Source organism: Shewanella sp. UCD-KL12, from assembly GCF_001957125.1.
Classification (GTDB): domain Bacteria; phylum Pseudomonadota; class Gammaproteobacteria; order Enterobacterales; family Shewanellaceae; genus Shewanella.
This window is the reverse complement of sequence record NZ_MPHJ01000001.1, coordinates 825,067-848,807: the sequence shown is the minus strand read 5'-3', so window position 1 is coordinate 848,807 and position 23,741 is coordinate 825,067. Positions and strand designations below refer to the sequence as shown.

The window sequence follows — 23,741 nt, the reverse complement described above, 5'->3', positions numbered from 1 at the left end:
CACACGGTTTTATTACATTCTTATAGATTTAGCTTGTTTACCCATAGGGCCAAACAATCGAGATAACTTATACCAAAATCGAGTCAAAGTACAAACAGATCGACTACACATTTTGAATAAAAATTCTTAATATTGCTTAGCAAACGCCTTCTTGCTTCTGGCAAAAACTATAACTCATTCACACTTGGGCCATCTTTAGAGCATAGTTAGCCATAGTTGAGTAATAGTGGCGACATAATCTGGAGTGGAAATTCAGCAAAAGGACTTCGATGGTGCTTTGATTGAGCAGATATTAAAAACAACTTAATAAAAGCGATACAAGTAAAAAATAAAACATCATTAATCTTACTAATAAGACGCTATGTATCAAGGATGCTCTCCCCCATGAGGAGAGCATCGCAAGCTTCTACAACGCATACGTTGTAGAAGTACTAAGGCAGCACAATCGATGTTTCACTGCCCACGGCCGTTTTTAAAATATCAATACGGGTACCTATCTGCTCCTTCATCTCAGTAACATGGGAGATAACCCCTATCATGCGACCAGAAGATTGCAGGTCCATCAAGGTACGTATGGCTAAATCTAGTGAGTCTTGATCTAAACTGCCAAAGCCCTCATCGATAAACAAGGTATCGAGCTTTATGCCACCCGCATAAGCTTGTACTACGTCTGATAAACCCAGTGCCATAGACAGTGCCGCCATAAAACTCTCACCGCCACTTAAGGTCGCTACAGGCCGAACTTTTGATGTGTAAGCATCTTCAACTTCTAACTCCAGCCCAGATGCCTTATTGCCTTTAGCGCGATCCTCTTTGCGCAGTAGACGATAACGGCCTTTGCTCATCAGCTGCAGCCTATGGCTCGCTTCAAGCAACACATCATCAAGTAATACACTTAACACGAATCGTTGTAAGCTGATCTTATTACCCGTTTGACCATTGGCCACCTCAGCTAAGGTACCAATCACTGCATACTCATCCTCAAGCTTTTTGGCTTGTGTGTCTGCATCTTTTAGCTGCTTTTGAGTTTGGCTTAACTGGGTGACTCGTCCTTGAATTAACTGCCAGGCTTGCTCGGCCTCTTGCTGCTGAGACTGACTTGCTGCGACCGATGACTCAAGAAGACTCAATTGAGGTTTACTCTGCCCAGTTAATTTTTCATTGAGCTGCTGCAGGCTCGTTTGGTTAGCAATGCTGTCTTGTTGATACTTAGCAAGCTCATCGGCTATCTGTTCCAATGTATCTAGAGGCAACAAAGCTTGGGTTAACGCAGCTTTATCAGCAAACCCCGATGTGACTAACTGAGTATTAAGCTCTGCAAGCGCCTTGTCATATTGCGCTTTTGCCTGTTCAAGGCTCGTGACCGCCCCTGATAATGCCGCACTTTGCGCAGCATCTTGCTCAAGCGCTTGAGTGCGAGACTCTCGGATACGCTTAATGCCTTGCTCAAACTGAGTGACACGAGCATTAGCATTGCTCAGCCCAGCATTGAGGGCATCTAAACTGAGATACTGCTTAGGTATTGCCCCTAAGGCTTGCTCCACCTGCCCTTTAAGGCTAGAGACACTGTTTTGCAGAAGTTGGAATTGCTCTCGCTCTGCATCGAGCTGAGTTTGCAACTGTTTTTCTTGTCGCTGCCACTCCTGTATCTGCGCTCTTAGCTTAGTTAAATCTTGCGCTGCTGCAGTGGCGGAGCTTAGCTGTTTTTGTAGCTGCTGCAGGTGAGACTGTAACGGCCCAAGACCTTGCTCGCAGCCATCGCCTAGCTTTTGTTGCAGCTCGGCTAACTGCTTTACCTGCTCTTGATGCTTAGTATTAAGGCCTGAATAATCAGCTCTGGCTTGATTAAGGGCTTCATTGGCCAACTCCTCGGCTCGCTGCGCTTGTTGCAGCTCCTCTTCGGTAGGCAAACGCTCTGCACTTTGTGCAGGATTTGGGTGCTCTGCACTACCACATACCGGACATGGCAGCCCAGGGCCTAGCTGCTGGGCTAAACTGGCGGCCTGCCCCCGATGCCATACTAGCTGCAGTTGCCTGTGGCTCGTTTGCGCATCAATAAAATGAGATTTAAGTTGCTGACCTTTATCTTTTACCAAGCTCAAAGACTGCTCGGTCTGGCTGGCTTCACTACTTGCCTTTTGCCACTGCTGATAACGCTCAATCAAATCACTTTGTACGGTTAAGGCTTGCTGTGCACTAACTTGCTCATTGGCAACTTGCTCTAACTGGGGGATAAGCTGCTCAGCGACACTTTTCTCAGTCACTAACGCATCTAATGCAGCCTTTTCATTGATCCCTTTCGTTTTAGCTTGATCCCGTAAACTTGTTGCCTGAACTAAAGACTGTTGCAGTGAATCTAGCCCTTGGAGCTGCGGCACTAACGAGGTGAGGTTCTGGGCTTCACCCAGGGCTTGCTGCAGCTGCAGCTCTTGTTCAGGCAACGCATCAAACTGACCTTGACTATCTGCTAATCTCTGCTCACTTTGCTGCTTTGCTGATTGAACCTGAGCGTGTCTCTGCTTTGCTTGAGCAGCTTCGGCTTCTCGCCCATTGACTCCCTCTAACACAGGTTGTAACTGCTGGGCTTTTTGCCCTTGCTCAAGCTGAGTTTGGCGCTGCTTAATCACCGCTTTGTGGCCAGATAATGTGGCAGCGACTTGATTCAGCTTATCTAGATTATCAAAATCACTCACCAGTAACTTAGCCGACTCAAGCAGTTTATTCGCGTCAATGAGCATAAGTTGAGCGCTATCTTTACACGCTAATGCCTCAGTTAATTGAGGCGATAAGGTATTAAGCTCGCTGGTTAAGGCTTCATCTGACTCAAGCTGTACACTTTCTAAAATCCCATCACGCTTGTTGCGATGGTCTCTCACCTCTGCCTTTATGCTCGATGCCTGAAACTTCAGCTTATCTTCAATCTTGCGGTAAATTTGAGTCTGAAATAGCTGACTAAATATCTTCTCTCTGTCTTTTGAATCTGCCATCAAGAGTTCACGAAACTTACCTTGGGGCAGCACCATCACTTGACGAAACTGATCGGCGTCCAGTCCTGTCAGCCCCTCTATTTCAGCAGTCGCTTCTGAGACCTTAGTGGCCACCAGCAGGTGCTCTTCGCCATCTGTATCGATGCGATATAGCTGCGCTTCAGGCTTTTGTACCGTGTAGCCGTCCCCACTCTTTTTAGCTCGCTGCTGCTCAGGGACTCGGCGAATACGATACTGCACCTCACCGAGCGCAAAACTAAAAGTCACTTCGGTCAGTAGGCTATCTGCGGCTAAGTCACAGCGCATCTGGCTGCCCTCTCGCTCATCGCCTGTGGTCTTGCCATAAAGGGCAAAACAGATAGCATCCAGAAGCGTGGTCTTACCCGCGCCCGTTGGGCCATTGATTAAGAAAAGTGGATTATTGCCCATTGCGGAAAAATCGGTTTCCTGCACACCGGCAAATGGGCCAAAGGCCGACATAGTGAGCTTTATTGGTCTCATGCTGTGCGCTCCGACTTATGTAGCTCATCGATAGCAGCGGTCATCGCTTGTTGCTGCGCCTCTGTCATTGCATCGCCTGACACTTGAGTGAAGAAATCACTGAACATATCCATCTCGCCCTTCTTGATATGGTCTCGGCTCAGTTCAACCTTACCGTTTTCGCTCATTAAGCCTGTGCGCTCTAGGTGCAGCACATTAGGGTAAACACTTCTGAGTTTACCCATGGCATCTAATATGGCGCTTTTATCGCTCAGCCTGACCATAAGGTAATCTTCACGATTGAGATCGGTTTTACCGGTTTCAAGCAGCTCGGCCAACTCCCCTTCTATGATGCGCACATCTCGCATGGCTTTTAGTGGCAACAGCTCAAACCCAGCTTTGCCCTCGCCATCTAACTCAACTAAGGTCACGGACTTATTTTGATGTTGCTCACTAAAGGAGTACTTGAGCATAGAGCCTGAATATCTAACATGCTCGCTGCCTTTATATTGAGGCCCATGCAGATGACCCAGCGCTGTATAGTTAAAAGGGGTGAACAATTTAGGGGAGATTTTATCCGCGCCGCCAATACTCAAGGGACGCTCAGACTCTGACTCACTGCCCCCGTCAAGGAAACAGTGGCTAATAACCACTTTTGGCAAACCTTGGTTATCATGCTCATGAACTTGCTCAAGCAGTGTCACCATCGCCTCTTCATGAGTGCTGACATCACAATCAAACACATGACGAACCGTTGCAGGATCGGCATAGGGCAACCCATAAAATACGGCGCTGCTTTGCTTGCCCTTTAGCTCAATCGCCCTGATATCTTTGGTCAGCGGCCCAATAATGTGCAGCCCACTGTCATTCATCTGCCTTGAGGCAAAGCCTAATCGCTCATGACCATCATGATTACCGGCGATCATTATGACTGAGATCTTAAGCTCATTGACCAGACGATTGACCACCTCATCGAGCAGTGCGACTGCGCTTGCTGGCGGAATGGATCTGTCGTAGATATCACCAGCGACAATCACTGCATCGACATCATGCTCAGTGGCAAGCTCGATAATTTGATTTAACACGAAGCACTGATCGTCGAGCAGGCTCTGGTTATGAAGCTGCCTGCCAATATGCCAGTCAGAAGTATGGATAAATTTCATGCATTCTCGATTAAAATGAGGGAGATGGAGAACCTATTTTTTGATTTAGCTATAGTAAGAAAACTATCAGTGTTTCACAAGCATGATAACCCTTGCTGCACTCACTTTAGCCGCCCAAGATGTGTTAATCTTTTTAAGTTAAGCTCATTTTACCGAACCCAGAAAACAAGATTAATGATCAATTTTGGGGATTAACTTTTTGTAATGATTCATCCACGTTGGTGCAAGGGGCGACAGGTAGAATTCAGTTGTCAACCAACAACCAACTAAGGCAACAAAATGAAATGTACTAAATTAATCTGTGCAGCACTGGCTTTCACATCACTATCAGCATTCGCAGGCCAAGAAGACGACGCCCTTTCTGCACTCGCAATACAGCGCGCTAATTTCACCCTAGAGCAGGCGATAGAAAAGGTCAGTACAGATTACGCAAAACACATTGTCGAGTTTGAAATTGATGATCATGATAATCAGGCCACCTATGATATTGAAGCGGTCAGTCTGGAAAAGAAGCAAAAACATGATGTCGAATTAAGTCTTGCTGACGGCGCGGTGTTAAAACATAAAACCAAAGACAGTTTAAGACGATTAGATGATGATGACCTGTTAGCACTACAAGAGTTACAAGCATCAAAATTTGATCTAGGCGCCACCATTGCCCAATTACAGCTTAAATACAGTGCTGATGTTTTTGAGTTTGAATTAGAGAACAAGAAAGGCATTACATTCTACAAGTTTAAACTTATGGGTGAGCAAGGTCTTACGCGTGTCATTGTGGATGTGACCACTGGAAAAGTCATTCCGGTAATGAAGCGCTAATTTCTGCCAATTTTTATGGGGGAGTAGCACTCCCCCTAGGGAAATACATTGCGAATTCTTGTTATTGAAGATAACCAGACAACGCGTCAATATCTACAAAAAGCCCTTCAAGAGCAGGGCTATGAGATTGATCTCGCTGAAAATGGTCAAGATGGCTTATTCTTAGCCCTTGAGGGCGACTACCAGTTAATCGTCCTTGACCGCATGCTACCAAAGCTAGATGGCTTAACGGTATTATCAACGTTAAGAAATGCAGGTAAACAAACCCCCGTACTGATTTTAAGTGCTTTAGATAGCGTTTCTGAACGTGTAAAAGGGCTCCGTGAAGGGGGTGATGATTACCTCATAAAACCTTTTGCACTTTCTGAGCTGCTTGTACGTATTGAGATACTCATTCAGCGCAAAGGCACACACAGTGAAAAGTTGACCAGTGTTTTGCATGTTGCAGACCTAAAAATGGATCTGCTTTCCCGTAAGGTGTTTAGAGGGTCAACTGAAATCACCCTGCAACCAAAAGAGTTTAAGCTGTTACGCTATTTGATGGAGCATAACGGACAAGTCGTCTCTCGCTCGTTACTGTTTGAAGCGGTTTGGGACTATCAATTTGATCCTCAAACGAATGTTATTGATGTTCATATGGCAAGATTGCGTAAAAAGGTAGAATTTGATGGCCTTACCCCTTTACTTGAAACAGTACGTGGCGTCGGTTACAGAATGGTGGAACAGGGTTAAAACTGCCCACTCAGTCTGGCGTTTAACCCGTTTGTATACAGGCTTATTATTATCGGTAGTGACCATCTTGCTCCTCGTCTTGTATCAATTAAGCATTGGTCAAATGAACCGCCAACAAGGCCTGCAAATGGCTAATATTATTGCTCAGCAAAACATGCTTGCTGAGCAATTAACGACTGAGCAGTTTCTTGAGCAGTTTAAGCTGCAGGCTCAAAGTTCACGCCAATACATTCTGAGTTATCAAATAGATCAAAAGCTTTTTGGTAGGCTTAGCGAAATCCCTGCGGGCTTAACACAGTGCCCAAGCTTATCTCGCTTCCCGATTTGGTTAGACCAATTTGATGAGCTCAGGCTGGTTTCCGGATGTGCTCAGCCTATGGCCTCAGGCACCCTCATTGTCGCCGTCGACGATGAATCCTTGTATGAGCTTAAAGCACAGTTTATCAGTGCCTCAGCCGTTGCGTTATTACTGGCCGTATTGCTCGGCATCATCACCGGCTTGGTTTTCTCTATGCGAGTATTAAAACGCATTAACAGCTTTAATCAAGTCGCCTTACGCGTTGAGTCAGGTCAACTCAATGCACGTGTCGAAGTATCAGATCATAACGATGAATATGATCATATGGCCTTACATATCAATACCATGCTCAATCAAATGCAGCACTCCTTTGAAACGATTTCTGGCATTACCGATGCGATTGCTCATGACTTGCGTACCCCGCTGAGCCATTTAAGACAGCAAATTGAATCTGAGCTATTAGCTAAGCAGCAACTGAATCAACCGACTGAGCAGCTGCAAGCTATGCTAAATAAGCTTGATGAGATTTTATTTACCTTCAGCGCCATGCTTGAGTTGACTCGGCTTCAGCAACAAAAAGAGAGCCATAGCCAACACTTTAAAGCCGTTGATTTAGAGCAAGTCATGATCGATGCAGTGGATTTAGTCGAGCCTCTCGCAGAAGAAAAACAGCAAGATGTCAGCATAAAAAGTGCTACTCCATTATCTATTCAAGGCGACGCAACACTCTTGTTCAGAGCCATATATAACTTGCTAGAAAATGCCAGTAAGTACGCCGGAAACAATGCACAAATCAGCGTTCAGTTAACCCAACGCGGTTTTACTGTTAGTGATAATGGTCCTGGTATTTCTGATCTCGAAAAAGAGAAAGTTTTTCAGCGCTTATATCGCATTGAAAAAAGCCGTGGTGTGGCGGGGTTTGGCTTAGGTTTGACCTTAGTAAAAGCCATTATACAACTGCATAACGGCAAAATTGAGTTACTGGATAACCAACCCGGCTTAATTGTACAGGTCGAATTTTTAAACTAAAAATACGCTGTAAGTGGAGCATACTGATATGTAGTGAAATATTATGCAGGCCGTATTGCCCAGACAATATTGCGCAGATAATATTGCCCAGATAATAGTGCCCAGATAGTAGTACGCAGAGTGAGTATGCAAAACACGAGCAAGCCCAAAAAACAGTGCCATGACACTATCGGTCTAAGCTAGATAGCTCAGTCATAGTTGTCATGGCTAGAGGCACATATACCTCCCCTACCTCAATCAGCCTTAACAGGGCAATTGAACAAATAAATTACGATTTTGCTAACAAAACATGATGTATTCCAAATTAGTCACTAAAAATGTAAATAATGGGTGCGTTTTACACTGAATATTGGTACTACAGGCACTCTAAGCTATTTCGATATTTTCAGGTGTCAGTTTCATGCAGTTTTCAAAGTTTGGTGAAAAGTTTAATCGTTACTCTGGTATTACCCGTTTGATGGACGACCTCAATGAGGGGTTGCGCACACCTGGCGCAATTATGCTCGGCGGAGGTAACCCGGCGACAATTCCAGCGATGCAGGATTACTTTCAACAAGCGACAACAGAGATGCTAGCCAATGGTGAGCTGATCGCCGCCCTTAGCAATTATGATGGCCCGCAAGGCAAAGATACCTTCTTAGCGTCACTCGCTAATCTTTTACGGGAAACCTATGGCTGGGACATTAGCGAGAAAAATATCAGCCTAAGTAACGGTAGCCAAAGCGCCTTCTTTAATCTGTTTAACTTGCTTGCTGGCAAACAAGTTGATGGCAGCCACAAAAAGATCCTGCTGCCTCTCGCCCCTGAATATATCGGTTATAACGATGCGGGTCTCGATGATGACATTTTTGTCTCCTACCGCCCAGAGATCGAGATGCTAGAGAATCGTTTGTTTAAATACCATGTGGACTTTGACAAGCTCTCATTTGATGAATCAGTTGCGGCGATATGTGTCTCCAGACCCACAAACCCAACAGGTAATGTGCTAACAGACAATGAAGTCGCCAAGCTAGATAAGCTCGCTCGCGATAACAATGTACCGCTTATTCTCGATAATGCTTATGGCACGCCTTTTCCGAATATCATCTTCGAAGAGGTAACGCCATTTTGGAACAAAAACACCATACTCTGTATGAGCCTGTCTAAACTTGGCCTGCCAGGTGTGCGCTGCGGCATTGTCATTGCCAGTGAAGAGATAACAGAGGCGCTGACCAACCTTAATGGCATTATCAGTTTATCACCTGGCGGCTTTGGCCCCGCCATCGCCAAACATATGATTGACTCAGGCGATCTACTTCGCTTAAGCGAAACTGTGATTAAGCCTTTCTATCAGCAAAAAGCGGAGTTTGCTCTGTCTTTATTGCAGCAGGCTATCAGTGACAAGCGATTTAAAATTCATAAACCTGAGGGCGCTATGTTCCTCTGGCTCTGGTTTGACGAACTGCCCATCACCACGATGGAGCTCTATACCCGACTGAAAGCTCGCGGCGTATTAATAGTACCTGGTGAGTACTTCTTTTTTGGGCAAGATGAGCAATCGATGGAGAAGTGGGATCATGCCCATCAGTGTCTACGAATGAACTACGTACAAGATGAAGCCAAGATGCGTGATGGAATTGCCATCATTGCTGAAGAGGTGAATAAGGCTTACGCTCAAGCTTAACCGCTAGAGTAACTTGCTAGATAACAAGTTACTCCAACATTTGTGGTGGTTTCATTTCGCGGTTTTGGTATTTAGTTTAAACACTGGGTACCATAACTTAGCAGGTGTTTATCAATTTATGGACTCTGAAACCTAAGTCCATAGCCGAGTCTACACCAGATTATTTATCCCTTCGACTTAAGCACTAATGCTTTCAGTGCTAATGCTTTAACCGATGGGATTATCTGCTTTGCACAAATTGATCTATTTGATTTTGTGCTAGCGCTTGATCCATGGTGCCCTTAAGCAGTTTGTACATCAAAATAGACGCATCAATTTCTGTTTTACGGTTGGTTAAACTTTCAATATTGAGCCCCAATGGAATATTAAGCGGAATCACTGCAGCCAAAATTTGCAGCAGGTTACTGTGATTGACCTTAATGGACTCATACAGAGGATCATCAGCCGACAAAATACGCTCGCTGGTCTCTTCAGGAACAGACACGCCTAACCAGTTGATAAACTCCAAGGTTTTCGCACTGCCACAAGGAGAGAATGTCAAAATTATTCGATTAGGCTTAATATTATTTAGCTCACACTCTTGCGCGTAGCTAGTTAACATATCGATAGTCGCTTGAGCGTTATACACAGCCTGAGTGATGTAATACTCACAGCCATGAGTCGACTTACCTAACAGGCGAATATGTTCATTCTTTTTGCTTAAATGGCGCTCAGCAATAGCGACTCCACCTAGGTAGAACTCTTGAGAATGTGCAGCTAACAGACGGTATGCATCATTGAGAGGCAATGAACTGGCAACCTGAGTCGATGGCGAGCCCACAAGTACTATGTCTCTTACACTGTTTTGATACCAAGCACGGGACAACCACTCATTAAAACCCTGTTCATCAAGGCCGGCAACACTTTTATAGGCGATGACAGGCTTACCTGACTTTTGATTGATCAGTTGCGCATACGTGCCAGAGTCATGGGTGGCTTTAAACGGAAAAGGCCTAGGGGCATCAATGCGACTGGTTTCATCCTGAATATCGTAAATGATTAAACCATCAAAACTTATCTCATCAAGGCGAGCCAATAGTTTATCAGCAATAGTACTGACTGATTCAAAATCTGTATCGATTTTGGGTGGGGTCGTACCAATAAAGTAGATCCCACGGTGATGATCGGATGAGCGCTGCTTTAATGACTTTCTCATGCTTTAGCCGTCTAGATGGATATTAGGTTCATTGTGACTTAAATCGTGTCCGTTGTTAAGGCTGAATAAAATAATTTTTTATTATACTTAAAAACAACAATTAAAACAGCAACCTAAATAACACAGAGAATAAAACAACCCAATGTAAATCAACACTATAGCGATATTAGATTCAGCTTTTACCTTAGCTTTGAACTCGCACAGGCTTAGCATTTTCAGAAAAGGGGAATAATAATGGAAGCTAAGTAAATAGTACCCAGTGAATCATGTTTCGATTTACCAACAGAAACAAAATGTCATCTGCCTTCGTTCGAAGGCAGAGAGAACCCAGTTAACCTGCAGTCACTTCTGGTATTAGACGAAACACACCTTGGCCGTCAATGCCGATATAGATATAACCATCATGTCCCTGAAAGATGCTTCTTACCCGGCCAAGGTTATCCATGACATCCTCTTGCTTCGTAACCTGATTGCCATCTAAGTTTGCGACGATCAACTTGGCAAATTTTAATGAACCAATTAGCAGGTTCCCGTTGAGCTCTGGATAGCGCTCACTGGTGACAAAGACCATGCCTGATGGCGCAATAGAGGGCACCCAATAGGTAATAGGCTGCTCCATACCCTCTTTCTCAGTAAGATCGGTAAACGAGCTGCCGCTGTAATTGACGCCATAACTTATCACTGGCCAGCCGTAGTTTTTACCTTTTTGAATAATATTCAGCTCATCGCCACCTTTAGGGCCATGTTCATGGGCCCAAATAGCTTGTGTATGTGGATTAAGCGCTAAGCCTTGTGGGTTACGATGGCCATAACTGTAGATTGCCGTTTTAGCATTTTTATCATCGACAAAGGGGTTATCTTTAGGGATACGGCCATCATCGTGTAAGCGGTATATTTTGCCTGAATCACGGCTAATATCTTGTGGGTTAACATCTCGCATACCTCTATCTCCGATAGAGAAATACAGATAACCTTGCTTATCGAACGCAATGCGGCTGCCAAAGTGTACCGCGCCGCTTTCATATTTATCGGCCGTGTACACAGGCTCAATATTGATCAGCTCGTAGTCAGAGTCAGAATCTGAGCCTGTTTGTTGCAACTTAGCACGAATAAGTGCGGTATTAAGCTTGTCCTCAGTGCCGGCGCTGTAACTGATATAGATCCAGCCATTATCTTGATAATTAGGATGCAGTACCACATCGAGTAAGCCCCCTTGGCGTTTAACGACTATGTCGGGTAACCCTTTGATCTTAATAGCTTCCCCTTTCGTGGGCTGAAGATACAGCTCCCCTAGCCTATCGGTCACAAGCAGATCGCGATTAGGAAGCTGAGTTATTCCCCATGGAATGGTGATCTCTGTATTGATGGCTTCAAGCTCGTAAGAGCTCGCATAAGCTGGGAAGCTTAACGCCATACTTGTTGAAACTACGCCTGTAAAAGCTAAGCCTGTAATAGCCAAGCCTTTACGACCTAGGTCATATAAACCTACTCCTGTAAAACCTAGCCCAGTTAAACCTACTCCTGTAAGAATTGCCTGTAGTGTTTTTTTCATGACGCAATCACCTCAATTATAAAGTTGCAGCTAACGTAAACATAAATTGTTGTTCTGGCCCTGGCTCATAATAGCGGCCGCCATAGGCATTAATTCTTATGTTGTCGTCGTAATATTGATTAAATAGATTGTAAACGGTAAATGACAGCTTAAAACTGACATCATCGAACTCCATAGTCTTGCTCGCCCCAAGATTGGTTAGCCAATAACTTGTTGCCGATTGTGAGTTAGCATTGTCGACATATCTCTTGCCAACATAGAGTAGGTCGGCGTTAACAGATAGCCCAGTGTCCGTTTGATAACTCAGGCCACTAGACGCTTTGTGCTTAGGCACACCTGGTTGTTGCTTATTACTGAAATCACCTTGTGGGGTCGTAAAGTCCTTAAAACTAAAGTCAGAGTAGCTGTATTGATTGCGCAGTGAGAAGGTATCAGTCAGTTGATGTTGAGTACTGAGCTCAACGCCTTGACGGACTAAATGACCTGCATTTTGAAAAAATGTGGTCTCATTATCTGGATCATCATTGTAAAAAGGGGTCAGCGCATCAGTCACATCGATATAAAACACTGCGATATCGTATACCTGCTCCTCGCTAAACAGCCCTCGGTAGCCTATCTCATAATTATTAGCGTTTTCTGGCTCTAAATCTGGGTTAAATCCTCCACCGCTTTGATAAGAAGCCGTATTAGGATTAGCCAGCTCTGTGGTGGTCGGTAGCTGAAATGACTGACTAAAATTAGTATATATCACATCGCCAAACACAAACTGATAGCTAGTCCCTAAGTTAACACTGGTGTTGTTCCAGCTTTTATCGCCAGACTGGTTATTATCACTAAGAAATTCATCCACCACTTCAACGCTATCATGTTCATAACGCACGCCTGCATTGAGTAACCAATGCGTGGTGAGGTTAGTCGTTAGCTGAGAGTAAAGTGCAGATGAGTCAATTAACTCTTGCTGCGCAAGGGTTAGCTCTCCTCTCAGTCCGCCCGAATGATTATCATATCTCTGCCTAAAATCATCCTGCTGCTGGAAGTTTGCACCAACAATCAACTGCATGTCATTAAACAGCAAAGGCAAGCTGGTCGCATATTGAAGATTTGCGCCGAAAAACTGACGTGCTAGCTCGACTTGGCCGCCGTGCTCGAATGGCAAACTGTTACTGAAGTCTTTGTCGTAATGATACAGCTGCAGATTAACACTGTTGTCTTCATCAACATGATATTGGCTAGAGAGGGTATTTTTAATTTGCTTAACCTGCTCACCCGCCTGATATTCGACATTTTTATCTCTGGCAGATTCAGGATTAAGTTGAGATTGCGCTTGAGTCAGCCCGCCGGGATCTTGTGCTTCAGGGCTATCTAACCACTGACTATTAAAACGCAGTAACCACTGAGGTGTAACTTGCCAGTCGGCGTGACCGTTGAGCATAGTGGTTTCAAACTGACTATGGTCTCGATAGCCCGCTTTCTTGGTACGCTTTGCCGATACACCAATATTAACGTTATCAAGATTTAGAGCATCAAGGTTTTTATTGGCATAGAGGTAAGCTTGATGAGTGTCAAAGCTGCCTTTACTCAGCTTTACCTTAAGCTCGTCACTGTCACTTTGCTGGGTTCTGATATTGATAACGCCACCAGAGCTATTACCATAGAGCGCTGAATTAGGGCCCTTTAATACCTCAATAGACGCTAAATTGTGTAACTCGAGTCCATCTATCTGGCTCTGACCATCCGGTAATGTATGAGGAATATCATCGACTAATATCTGAATGCCTCGAATACCAAAACTAGATTGTGCGCCAAAACCTCTAATGGATATGCGCTCATCTTGAGAAAAATTTTGCCCCCCTTGAATAAATACCCCTGGTGAGTCATTCAAGTATTCACTTAAAGCCAGCGGTGAAGCGACTTTTGCCAACTGCGCTTCATCTAAATAGCTATAGGCATGAGGTAGCACCTTGGGCTGATAGCGCAGAGGTTCACCAAAGACAGTCATCCTTTCAACTGTTTTTACAGGAATGCTTTCGGCTAACTTGCCACCACTGCTGTTATTAAGGTTTTCACTAATGGCTGGCTCGCTGGCATAAGTGATGTGACTCACAGAGGTGAACAGCAGAAATAGCGTGTATTGAGTCCACAATCGATTGCCAATCCGCTTGGTGTTGCTTCTTTCCATAGATAAGAGATGTCTGATAAATACTTAATCGGTCATTATGCAGCAGTTAATCAAGGGTTTAAACCCATAACCACCAACAAAAATACAACCAAATTGTTACACTCTTTTTCTAGGTAATTCTATTAGATAAATTTATAGGCGGCTCTTTTAGGTGGCTCTCTTAAAGTTCTGCAGCCAAAAGGCTCATCACTCTCCTCAACTCTCTTCTCAAAAAAATGCCAATAACTGTGCCAGCCACTAAACCAGGTTTTTATGCTCACTATCCATGAGTAATCACTGAAACTGGCTCACCACTGTGAGGACTAAACATCAAATATCTATTTGAAGTGCTTGCGGTACACGCTTTCAAAGCCAAAGACCACCATAACAATAATTTATCAAAATGAGAAAATATGATAATTATTATTTTATTCATTGATACCTTACTATCTATCTCGTTCTCAAAACCTATAGCTAATACTTATTACTTGATACTTCTTAATTTCTACTTATTAAGAATAAAATTTTGGAAAATATTATGAAAATGAATCACGTAGGCATCATGGTCGGTAATATGGATAAAGCCGTTGAATTTTATACCCAAGCACTGGGTCTTAAAGTTGTTATGAATAACACTAAAGTCATTGAGGAGCGTGAAACAGCCATTGGCAGAATGTGTATCGCAGTGTTCGGCGAAGGCTTTAAAGGCTTTAATATCGCCCACTTAGTCACAACAGATGGTATCGGTGTCGAGTTATTTGAGATGAAGGAGCGTCAAGAGCGTCATCAAGTCGACTTTTCAAGACTCGGCATCTTTCATTTTTGTCTGCAAACCGATGACTTTGATACTGTGATAGCAAAGACTGAAGAGCTGGGCGGCAAAGTGAGGATGGACATCATGCGCTATCACCCAGAAGATGACAGCAAACAAGCCAAAATGGTGTATCTAGAAGATCCATTCGGCAATCTATTTGAGCTTTACTCACACACTTATGAAGAGACTTACGCTTCGGATTATGAATAATTAACCGTAAAAAGCTATAGCTACAACAGACATATCAGCTTGATACGTTGATAGTGATACATTTTGTAAGAAAACAAGATAGATAGCCATAGCTTTTGAGAGTTGCATAAAGTAGCTGTGAGCTTCTAAATCACGAAGGATTTAGAAGCTCACAAGTCAATGAAACTCCATAAAACTCACAACGCGATCCCCCACGAGGGAAGGTGACTTGTATTCCTACCTAAAAGCTAGTTCAACCTCTAGGTTTCTGGCAGGCAACGCTTGACTCTTCAAGTCTCAAAAAACCTTAAAATAACAAGTAATCAAATCATCAAAGAATTAGCTATCATTGAAAGCAGACTCAGCTTTATAGCAACTCAATTGAAGCAAAGTTAATTTATAGCCAAAACAACAGGTCATACTGGTTTGATAGTAATTTTACGCTCATGGCGATCGACATAGTCACGACCAGTGGCTTGATGATTTTTGTGCCTTTAGTCACCACCATCTTAGAGCCTAGCGTTGCGCCTATGGCTTGACCAATAAGCATGATACCGCCTAATAACCAGAACACCTTGCCGCCGATAGCAAAGAAAATCAGTGACGCAATATTGGTTGAGAAATTTAAAACCTTGGCATGGGCTGTCGCTTTTGCTAGACCAAAGCCAGCTAAAGATACAAAAGCTAAAGCGAAGAAACTACCAGTTCCTGGTCCAAAGAAACCATCATATAAACCCACACCAAATGCGGCGGTAAAACCAAACAAAGTGGGGGTCATCACCCTATGTCTATCTTCTTCACTTATCTTTTTCGAGAAAAGAAAATACCCGCCAATTGCTAAGATCAAAAATGGCAATAGAGTTTCTAAGAAGGCTGTATCCACCATCTGCACAGCGATGGTACCCAGTGCTGAACCGAGAAACGCACAGCCAATAGCGAGTTTCATTTCACCCAGTTTCACCATCCCCTTACGGACGAAGTAAAGACTGGCAAAAAAGCTTCCGCCACAGGCCTGTAACTTGTTCGTTGCAAGCGCAGCTGTAGGCGGTAAGCCTGCCCACATCAAAGCAGGTATCGTGAGTAATCCACCACCACCAGCGATCGCGTCGATAAAGCCTGCTAACACAGCTACAGCAAACAGAAGTGCGATAAGTTCATAGGTGATCTCAAATTCCATTGGAGTTTCTCAAATTGATTAGTGCTTAAAGTGAGGTTATTAGACGCTATTTGCACAAGTTGCGCAAAGGAGTTATCGTCCACTTAGTGTGAGATATTCTCACACTATTAATGAAATGGGATCGATATGCACAGCTCTCTTCCACCGCTAAACTCATTACTTGCTTTTGAATCTGCTGCTAGACACCTTAGCTTTAGTAAGGCCGCTGATGAGCTTTTTGTCACTCATGGTGCGATTAGTAAGCAAGTCAAAGGATTAGAGGGTTATCTGGGTGTACCTCTATTTATCAGGCAACATAGAAAGCTACGACTTACCGATGATGCCCAGCGCTATTTGATTCAAATACAATCTGCATTGCAAACCATTCATCATGCAACGGACGAAATAACATCCCAGCAGATGCGCGCTCAAACTTTATCGATAAATGTCCTGCCGAGTCTAACGATTAACTGGCTTATTCCACGCATGGAGGAGTTTAAACAAAGGCACCCTCACCTGTACGTTGACCTCTCTATCGGTGATTTTGCGGTAGATTTTGATAAAAGCCGTTGTGATATTGCCATTAGGAGCGCCCAACAGGAGCCAAGCACGGCAAACTTTGTGAAGCTTATGGATGAAGATTTATGCCTCGTCTGCGCGCCTCAACTCGCCAAAGAGCTTAATCAATTGGAAGATATCAATAAGATGACGCTTCTCCAGCACACGACTAGGCCAGAGCTTTGGCCCTACTGGTCAAAGCAAGTAGGGCTAACATTGACCACAGATAAAAAGTTTGGCATGGAGCATTTCTATATGCTCAGTCAAGCAGCTTCCAGTGGTATGGGAGTCGCATTAATCCCACGCTTTTTTATTGAAGAACAATTAGCTAATGGCAGCCTCGTTATCCCCTTCGATACAGGCTTCACTAGCCCCTATGTATATTACGTGCTGACACCCAAATCGAGTAACCTACCGCTAAAAGCCCAAGCCTTTATTGATTGGGTATTAGAAATATTTTCCCCCTACCGTACTGAAGAAAGTGGTTTAGGGCTGAAAATAAAAAAGAGGCTCAATTGAGCCCCTTTCTTCACTGATTAAAATGGTTTATATCAGTCGGTCGACCACATCAAAAGCCTCAAGGTAGTTTGCACCAGGCTCTGCATCAAATTCAAAGTTAAGCACTTTTAGACAAGTATTGAAGGTCTTCTCACCAAACCACTCTTTGTCAAACGAGTGCAAAGCTTGAATAATCCCTTCTGCACCGCCATCACCTTGTAATGAGACTGGTGCTAGAGTCGAGATAAAGCTGGCAACCAGCCCATAGAGATCGCGCTCAGCCTCTCCTTCAGCAGCCCACAGTTTTGGATCGGCATATCGACTAGCATAATGGCTAGTGGCAATATCTAGCCCGATGCCGAAGTTAACCAAAATGGCTTTCTCTTGATTGCAGATGATATTTTTAGGGCAGATAGCGCCGTGATAGATATCCATTTGATGCATATATTGCAGGCCCGAAAGTAGCTGAGTAAACCACATTGCTGGTTGGCCAAGTTGAATATCTGGCACCTCATCGAGTGACTGACCATACTCCCAGGCTCTGGCAATAAATAGCTCATCACTTTGGGGTAACTGCCCAAATGAGAGTACCTTTTCAACATGAGGATGATATAACTTAGAAAGGCTTCGATATAAGCTACTCAGTGTTGGCCAATCAGCAGATACCTTGCTGTAAATTGACACGCCCGAGTTATATTGTCCTTGAAGGTGAGTCGCGCGCCAAAACTGGCTGTGCTCAGTGGCAGCAATAAACTGTTCAAGCTTATAGTGGTGATCGATGATAGCGCCTGTTTGGATCTCAATGCGCTCGGGAAGCGTGTCACACACTCCATTATCTATCAAAGCAGAGAGATCGCAACGTAGTGAATCAAGATCTACCGACTCTCCCTTAGCGGCCGATTGATACCATTGATAAACTCGCGGTTGCTTGGTCTGCTCTGCTAAGGTTAAGAACCCTTCTGCATAAGCCTGTATATCTTCACTGGTCGTGAGATTATCTTTGATATCGATAAACTCAACATCGCCAAGATCTGATACAAAAACGCAGTTTCCAGTCCAACCACCGATAGTGTAACCGCGTCGATGGATCTGTTGCAGACCTGAAACTGAACGCCTTAGAATCTCAAGGATCTGATAAGTAGTAAGGGACTCAGCCTCAAGCACATTGAGTGGTAAGCCTCTTGGCATTCTAATTGGCAGTACCAACTGCTCACCATCCTGAATCAATGGCGCGCAATAAGGGACACCGCTACAACCGGTCAATGCTTGCAAACGTTTAAATTCACTACGTAAACGACTCTCGTGCTCCTCAGACTCCTCCTGCTCAGTAAACTGGGTCGGAATTAATATCTTAAGTAACCAAGGCGCTGTCCAGCCACCTGGGTTATATTCAGATTGCCAGACCTCTAAGCCACTTTGAATAAATAGACATTTGAGCTTAGTAAAGTCTTGGATCTTATTGTTACGCTGCTCAACCAGTGCAACTTGACCTATTGTTTTTAGCACCATCTCTTTTTGCTCATCAGTCACCTGATGGCTGCGAGGAGCCGTAAGTCCCCACTCTTTGGTAAGCGCTGAAACGATCTGCTGAGGAGTGTAGATACTTAACGAGCCCTGCTGTTTCTCAAGCTCAATTTCTTCACCTTTACGCCCAGTGACAAACACCATTCCCTGACACCATGGGGCATAAACACCTACGGGGATCTTATGCTTGACGTTACCCGCTAATACACGGGCAACATAATTGGCCTTTGCCAAGCTATTATCAACCTGTCTGCCATCGAGTGACCAAGCGTGAAGTCCTGCATCTAAACGACCAATATAGCCTTTAACATCGACAACATAGACACCCCACTCACCAATAACCAGCGCATCGACTTCCATCGCTTGGCCAGATTTGGTCGGGATCTCTACATTAGTAAGTAATATATAATTTTCAGGTAGCTCATCGGCTAATAAGGAAAATGCCCAACGTTCGGCGTCATTGACTGGAGTTCCAAAACTTATCTGTTTTGCCATTCTAATTTCCTTTTGTGACAATTTACTCTACTTGTTAAGACTAAGTACGAGCTTGGTAAATTATTTGATATCACATCATGAATTAGCGGCATAAAAAAAGCCACTCAATTGGTGGCTTAATACAAAATATCTGTCATGCCTAAGCGGTATAAAGCAAATCACGCATTAAGAGGCTATGACCTTTGACATACAGTAGCACTGATTAGTGCTTACAGTCGTCACTACATTCATGCTCGTCATCGGCGAAATCATCATCGCCCTCTTGATGCTGCATAACGCCCCAACCATCTGTTGCGCCGCCGAACTCTCCGGCAAATGTATTTAATTCGAGTTCGCGATCTACGATGGCTTGATACTCAGGTACCATAGGGATACAAACGATAAGTTCCCACTTACCTACATCATCGTTAAGATGTAGTTCCATCTCACCTTCAAGCTCAGACTTAGCGAGCTCTTCAGTGGCAGACTCAGCATCTCTTTGATCATCAAAAACTAGAAAAAAATCAACATCGAGCTGTTTAGTAAGATCTATACCCGCTTCAGCCATTGCTGAGAGCATTTTGCCATTATCGTCATCAGGAAATTGCATTGTTCACTCCATATCTAATATTGAGTTAAGTTCGTTACTCGCCTTATGAAGCTGCAACAACCTTTACCGTTTCGCCGTTAAAAGAAACCACTTCGCCGGCTCTCACCTTCTTGCGTTTGCGAGTTTCAACTTCACCATCAACGGTCACAAGTCCTTCACCGATAACAAATTTCGCTTCGCCGCCCCCGCCAATCATGGCCTGGACTTTTAGAATTTTGTATAGCTCAATGTATTCTTCACCTGGCAGTAATGCCAAGGTTTCAATTTGTGTGGTCACACGTTTTACCTTTAATCAAATCCGTCAAGAGATTATAGCACTAGGGAGTGTAGTTCCATAACGTCAATCATGCTCTTTCATGGCTAAGCAAGCCATAGGAACAATCATCAATCCAACTATCATCTAGCTTGTAATTGTCTCTTAACACGCCCTCAAGTTTAAAGCCGTTTTTCTCAAGGACTTTTTGAGATGCAATATTATCTTTGGCACAAAGACCTATAAATTTATGAACCTTATAGCGCAAGCAAGCCCAATCAATGACAGCCTCAAGACTCTCTGTTGCATAACCTTGCTTCTGTCCACCTTGTGTAAGCATGTAACCCACTTCGGCATGCAGACACTCAAGGCTAGAACAGTACAGCCCAGTATAGCCAATAAATCTTCCAGTCTTAACTTCTTCAATAACCAACAGAAGCCAACTGCCAGACTCAAAACTCCAAGGTGCTAACCTATGCTCGAATTTCTCTTTTATTACCTCAAGATCATCTGAACGATTAACAAACTTATTGATCACAGGATCTTGATGAAGCGCCAAAAACTCTGGCCAATCTTCACGCTTTAAGCTTCTCAACTTTAATCTGTCGGTATACAGTTCGAGCATATTGTACTCCAGCTTGTTTAAAACCAGACTTAACCGCGGCTTGTCACTTCTAACAAATGGTAGCCAAACTGAGTCTTAACTGGGCCTTGAACTTCGTTCAAAGGTGCGCTGAATACCACTTCATCAAACTCTTTTACCATCATACCTGGTCCAAAAGAACCTAGATCGCCACCTTGTGCACTTGATGGGCAAGATGAGTTAGCTTTCGCGACATCACCAAAATCTGCACCAGCTAAGATCTCTTGCTTTAGTGACTCACACTTCTCTTCGCTGCTTACTAGTAGATGTCTTGCAGTAGCTTGTACCATGATAAAACTCCTAAAGTTGTGTTTAATTTGTCTATTAATGCCTAAGTATTAATACAACGACAAGTTTAAATAATAAAAACCCAGCCAGTATATTGATAAAATCTGGGTTTAAAAAGCTTTTCTGTTATCTCATGCTAGATTGTTAGCACTGAAATAAGTTATTTCTGAGTTTCTATCCAATGATGGATCTTCATTTCCATCACCGCCATAGGCAACGAACCTGAAGTTAAGATTTGATCATGAAATGCCTTAAGATCAAATTTATCACCTAAAGCCGCTTCTGCTTCAGCCCTAAGAGAAAGAATCTTAAGCTGGCCTACCTTGTAAGACAAGGCTTGACCTGGGATCGCCATATAACGCTCAACTTCTGCAATGATGTCAGACTCAGCCATCGGTGAGTTATCTTTCATATATTGAATCGCTTGTTCACGCGTCCAGCCTTTTGCATGTAAACCTGTATCAACCACGAGTCTCATTGCACGCAGCATCTCATCAGATAACTTACCAAAATACTGATAAGGATCTTCAAACAGACCCATTTCAATACCTAAATATTCAGCATATAGCGCCCAGCCCTCTTCAAATGCTGTGTAGCCACCAAAACGTTGAAACTCAGGTACACCACTGAGCTCTTGCTTAATCGCTATCTGAAAATGATGCCCTGGCGCCGCTTCATGTAATGACAGCGTCGTAAGACCCCATTTAGGCTGCGCTTTTAAGTTATATGTGTTGATATAAAACACGCCTGGACGCGACCCATCAACAGCTGGCGCATCATATGAAGCACCTGCTGCTGATTGCTCACGGAAGCTCTCTACAGGCTTAACCACATAGTCAGCTTTTGGCATAACATTGAAGTATTTAGGCAGCTCTGCATTAATTTGCTCTTTAAGCACCATATAGCCATCAATTAACGCTTCACGCTCAGTGAAGAAGTATTGTGGCTCTGATGAAAGTGAAGCGAAAAATGCAGTAAGGTCACCTTCAAATTTAACTTGTTCACGCACCTTATCCATCTCAGACAGGATGCGCGCGACTTCACTTAGTCCAATCTGATGGATCTCATCTACAGGCATTGTCGTGGTGGTATGTGAGTTAGCTAAGTGTTGATACCAAAGTTTGCCGTTTGGTAGCCCCCACCATCCGTCACTGGCACGTGCAACAGGTAGATATTTAGTCTCAAAGTATTGTGTTAATGACGCAAGTGAAGGAATAAGCTCATCATTAATAAGCGCAGTATATTCTGCGGTGATCTGTGCTTTTTCACTGTCAGAGAAACTTTCAGGCAGATTCGTGATTGGCGCATAAAATAAACTTTGAGTTGCATCATCCACTAATTGAGCTTGAAGTTGAGGAATGATCCGCTCAACTAATACTCTTGGCAATACAACCTTGCTTTTAGCCCCCTCATCCATCCGCGATTGTGCAAGCTTAGTCCAAGCAATAAACCCTGATAAACGAGACGCCCAGTTATTGTAATCTTCTACAGTATTAAATGGCTGTGCGCTTTCACCACTGCCTAACTGCACCATGCTAATAACGGTACTATAGAACTGGTTCATTGGCATGAAACGAGCCGGAAAGGTTTCACTCACTAATGCGATATTTCTATCGTAAGTGAACATATCATAGCTAAGCTGAAGCTCTGGAGATAACGCCTTTCTATCAATCTTTTTAACTTTCGCTAAGTAATCAGTGTTCAGATCATGGCGTGCTTTGAGGTACGCTTCGGTCAGATCGCCACCAAACTGGTCATTGTAATCATTAACACCCACGAAGGTTGCATAGATTGGTTCTAGCTTTAAATAGTCTTTAAAAAATTTATCGACCAAGGACAAGTAAGCTTGTTGTTCAGTCTGATTTTCAACTTGGCTAGCGGCTGCCGCTTGGCCAGTTTGCGCTGTAGAGGCCTGATTTTCTGGGTTTTCGTTATTATCAGAGCAAGCTGTCAATCCTAAGACTAAGCCAATAGAGATGGCTAAAAATGCACGTTTCATCTAATTTTTCCCTATATTCGGTACAAATGCTTGTTATTTTCTATACTTAATCCGAACGTATGAAAATACGTTGGTAATTAATTCTCAGTTTAATCGGTAGGATGTGAAAGGAGTCAGCCAATGATCTATTCATTTCGTAACTCAGGTTTCAGAGATCCTGAAACTGGCGTCTACAATCAAACCTACTTTATGGAGGTGTTTAATCGTGAGTGGCACCGCCACATTCGTGATCACCAAAGCTTAGCGCTATTGTATCTGTGCCCGCACATACATGAAACAGTTAAGCAACCTCATCTACTTGAATTTTTCATGAAACAAGTACAAGAAGCCATTCTAAGAACAACAGATTTAGTTGCAAGGCTCAACAATAATAGTTTTGCTTTAGGATTATTCAACATCGATGAGGAAGGTACACAAGTTGTTTTACAGCGTATAGAGGATAAGATTGCTCAATTTAACTTAGAATACGGAAAAAAGCATACCAGCCATGTAGATTATGAGCTTGCCGGTTATACCTGTACCCCCGAAAGAGATCTCAGTATTGAGCTCATTTTTAAAGATGTTGAAAAGCTCACCCACGAGCTAGAACTGGAAAAAGATCACCATATCGAATTAAGGCACATGCAATAAATTCAGTCTATAGACAGCTGCGATGCGAA

General features: G+C 43.6%; 19 protein-coding genes. 7 read left to right on the top strand and 12 right to left on the bottom strand.

The window, feature by feature from the left end:
• Window positions 1–431 precede the first annotated feature (431 nt).
• Window positions 432–3,488, bottom strand: coding sequence for an AAA family ATPase (locus BM736_RS03615; RefSeq protein WP_076408721.1), 3,057 nt, complete (start codon window positions 3,486–3,488; stop codon window positions 432–434).
• On the bottom strand, window positions 3,485–4,630 hold the full coding sequence (locus tag BM736_RS03610; protein ID WP_076408718.1) for an exonuclease SbcCD subunit D: 1,146 nt from the start codon (window positions 4,628–4,630) through the stop codon (window positions 3,485–3,487). Before BM736_RS03610 ends, BM736_RS03615 begins: the two co-directional genes overlap by 4 nt.
• Window positions 4,631–4,909: 279 nt before the next feature.
• On the opposite strand from BM736_RS03610, the gene BM736_RS03605 reads away from it, so the two are divergent.
• From BM736_RS03605 to BM736_RS03590, 4 genes are all read left to right on the top strand, one after another.
• Entirely contained in the window at window positions 4,910–5,449 is a 540-nt protein-coding gene (locus BM736_RS03605; RefSeq protein WP_076408715.1) for a PepSY domain-containing protein, read from the top strand.
• A 48-nt stretch (window positions 5,450–5,497) separates the two neighbouring features.
• Window positions 5,498–6,181 (top strand): response regulator transcription factor, encoded by a 684-nt coding sequence (locus BM736_RS03600; protein WP_076408712.1) that lies wholly within the window; start codon window positions 5,498–5,500, stop codon window positions 6,179–6,181.
• Entirely contained in the window at window positions 6,117–7,508 is a 1,392-nt protein-coding gene (locus tag BM736_RS03595; protein WP_076408709.1) for a HAMP domain-containing sensor histidine kinase, read from the top strand. Before BM736_RS03600 ends, BM736_RS03595 begins: the two co-directional genes overlap by 65 nt.
• Window positions 7,509–7,908: 400 nt before the next feature.
• Window positions 7,909–9,171, top strand: a complete 1,263-nt coding sequence (locus BM736_RS03590) for a valine--pyruvate transaminase (RefSeq protein WP_076408706.1) — start codon at window positions 7,909–7,911, stop codon at window positions 9,169–9,171.
• A 220-nt stretch (window positions 9,172–9,391) separates the two neighbouring features.
• On the opposite strand, the gene BM736_RS03585 is transcribed toward BM736_RS03590, so the two are convergent.
• The 3 genes from BM736_RS03585 to BM736_RS03575 form a co-directional block, all read right to left on the bottom strand.
• A complete protein-coding gene (locus BM736_RS03585; protein ID WP_076408703.1) occupies window positions 9,392–10,366 on the bottom strand; it encodes a methylenetetrahydrofolate reductase in 975 nt (324 codons plus the stop codon).
• Between the two features lie 331 nt (window positions 10,367–10,697).
• Complete coding sequence (locus tag BM736_RS03580; RefSeq protein ID WP_076408700.1) at window positions 10,698–11,918, bottom strand: PQQ-dependent sugar dehydrogenase; 1,221 nt, start codon at window positions 11,916–11,918, stop codon at window positions 10,698–10,700.
• A gap of 16 nt (window positions 11,919–11,934) precedes the next feature.
• Window positions 11,935–14,097 (bottom strand): TonB-dependent receptor, encoded by a 2,163-nt coding sequence (locus tag BM736_RS03575; RefSeq protein ID WP_083699814.1) that lies wholly within the window; start codon window positions 14,095–14,097, stop codon window positions 11,935–11,937.
• Window positions 14,098–14,614: 517 nt separating this feature from the next.
• Between BM736_RS03575 and BM736_RS03570 the strand changes: the two genes are divergently transcribed.
• Entirely contained in the window at window positions 14,615–15,100 is a 486-nt protein-coding gene (locus tag BM736_RS03570; protein WP_076408694.1) for a VOC family protein, read from the top strand.
• A gap of 376 nt (window positions 15,101–15,476) precedes the next feature.
• Here BM736_RS03570 and BM736_RS03565 read toward each other — a convergent pair whose 3' ends face one another.
• Window positions 15,477–16,256: a TSUP family transporter gene (locus tag BM736_RS03565; protein ID WP_076408691.1), complete on the bottom strand. Its 780-nt coding sequence runs from the start codon at window positions 16,254–16,256 to the stop codon at window positions 15,477–15,479.
• Window positions 16,257–16,382: 126 nt separating this feature from the next.
• Here BM736_RS03565 and gcvA point away from each other — a divergent pair, with 126 nt between their 5' ends.
• Window positions 16,383–17,312, top strand: coding sequence for a transcriptional regulator GcvA (gene gcvA / locus BM736_RS03560; protein WP_076408688.1), 930 nt, complete (start codon window positions 16,383–16,385; stop codon window positions 17,310–17,312).
• A gap of 27 nt (window positions 17,313–17,339) precedes the next feature.
• Here gcvA and BM736_RS03555 read toward each other — a convergent pair whose 3' ends face one another.
• The 6 genes from BM736_RS03555 to BM736_RS03530 form a co-directional block, all read right to left on the bottom strand.
• Window positions 17,340–19,310: an NERD domain-containing protein kinase family protein gene (locus BM736_RS03555; RefSeq protein ID WP_076408685.1), complete on the bottom strand. Its 1,971-nt coding sequence runs from the start codon at window positions 19,308–19,310 to the stop codon at window positions 17,340–17,342.
• Window positions 19,311–19,512: 202 nt separating this feature from the next.
• Window positions 19,513–19,899 carry a ribonuclease E inhibitor RraB gene (locus BM736_RS03550; protein ID WP_076408682.1) on the bottom strand — a complete coding sequence of 129 codons (387 nt, stop codon included), beginning with the start codon at window positions 19,897–19,899 and terminating at the stop codon, window positions 19,513–19,515.
• 43 nt (window positions 19,900–19,942) lie between these two features.
• Window positions 19,943–20,176 carry an RNA-binding S4 domain-containing protein gene (locus BM736_RS03545; protein WP_076408679.1) on the bottom strand — a complete coding sequence of 78 codons (234 nt, stop codon included), beginning with the start codon at window positions 20,174–20,176 and terminating at the stop codon, window positions 19,943–19,945.
• A gap of 67 nt (window positions 20,177–20,243) precedes the next feature.
• Entirely contained in the window at window positions 20,244–20,777 is a 534-nt protein-coding gene (locus BM736_RS03540) for a GNAT family N-acetyltransferase (RefSeq protein WP_076408676.1), read from the bottom strand.
• Between the two features lie 29 nt (window positions 20,778–20,806).
• Window positions 20,807–21,085 carry a peptidylprolyl isomerase gene (locus BM736_RS03535; protein ID WP_076408673.1) on the bottom strand — a complete coding sequence of 93 codons (279 nt, stop codon included), beginning with the start codon at window positions 21,083–21,085 and terminating at the stop codon, window positions 20,807–20,809.
• Between the two features lie 158 nt (window positions 21,086–21,243).
• Window positions 21,244–23,082: a DUF885 family protein gene (locus BM736_RS03530; protein ID WP_076408671.1), complete on the bottom strand. Its 1,839-nt coding sequence runs from the start codon at window positions 23,080–23,082 to the stop codon at window positions 21,244–21,246.
• A 120-nt stretch (window positions 23,083–23,202) separates the two neighbouring features.
• On the opposite strand from BM736_RS03530, the gene BM736_RS03525 reads away from it, so the two are divergent.
• The gene (locus BM736_RS03525; protein ID WP_076408668.1) at window positions 23,203–23,712 is read left to right on the top strand and encodes a diguanylate cyclase domain-containing protein; all 510 of its coding nucleotides are present in this window, start codon (window positions 23,203–23,205) and stop codon (window positions 23,710–23,712) included.
• The last annotated feature ends 29 nt before the right edge of the window (window positions 23,713–23,741 follow it).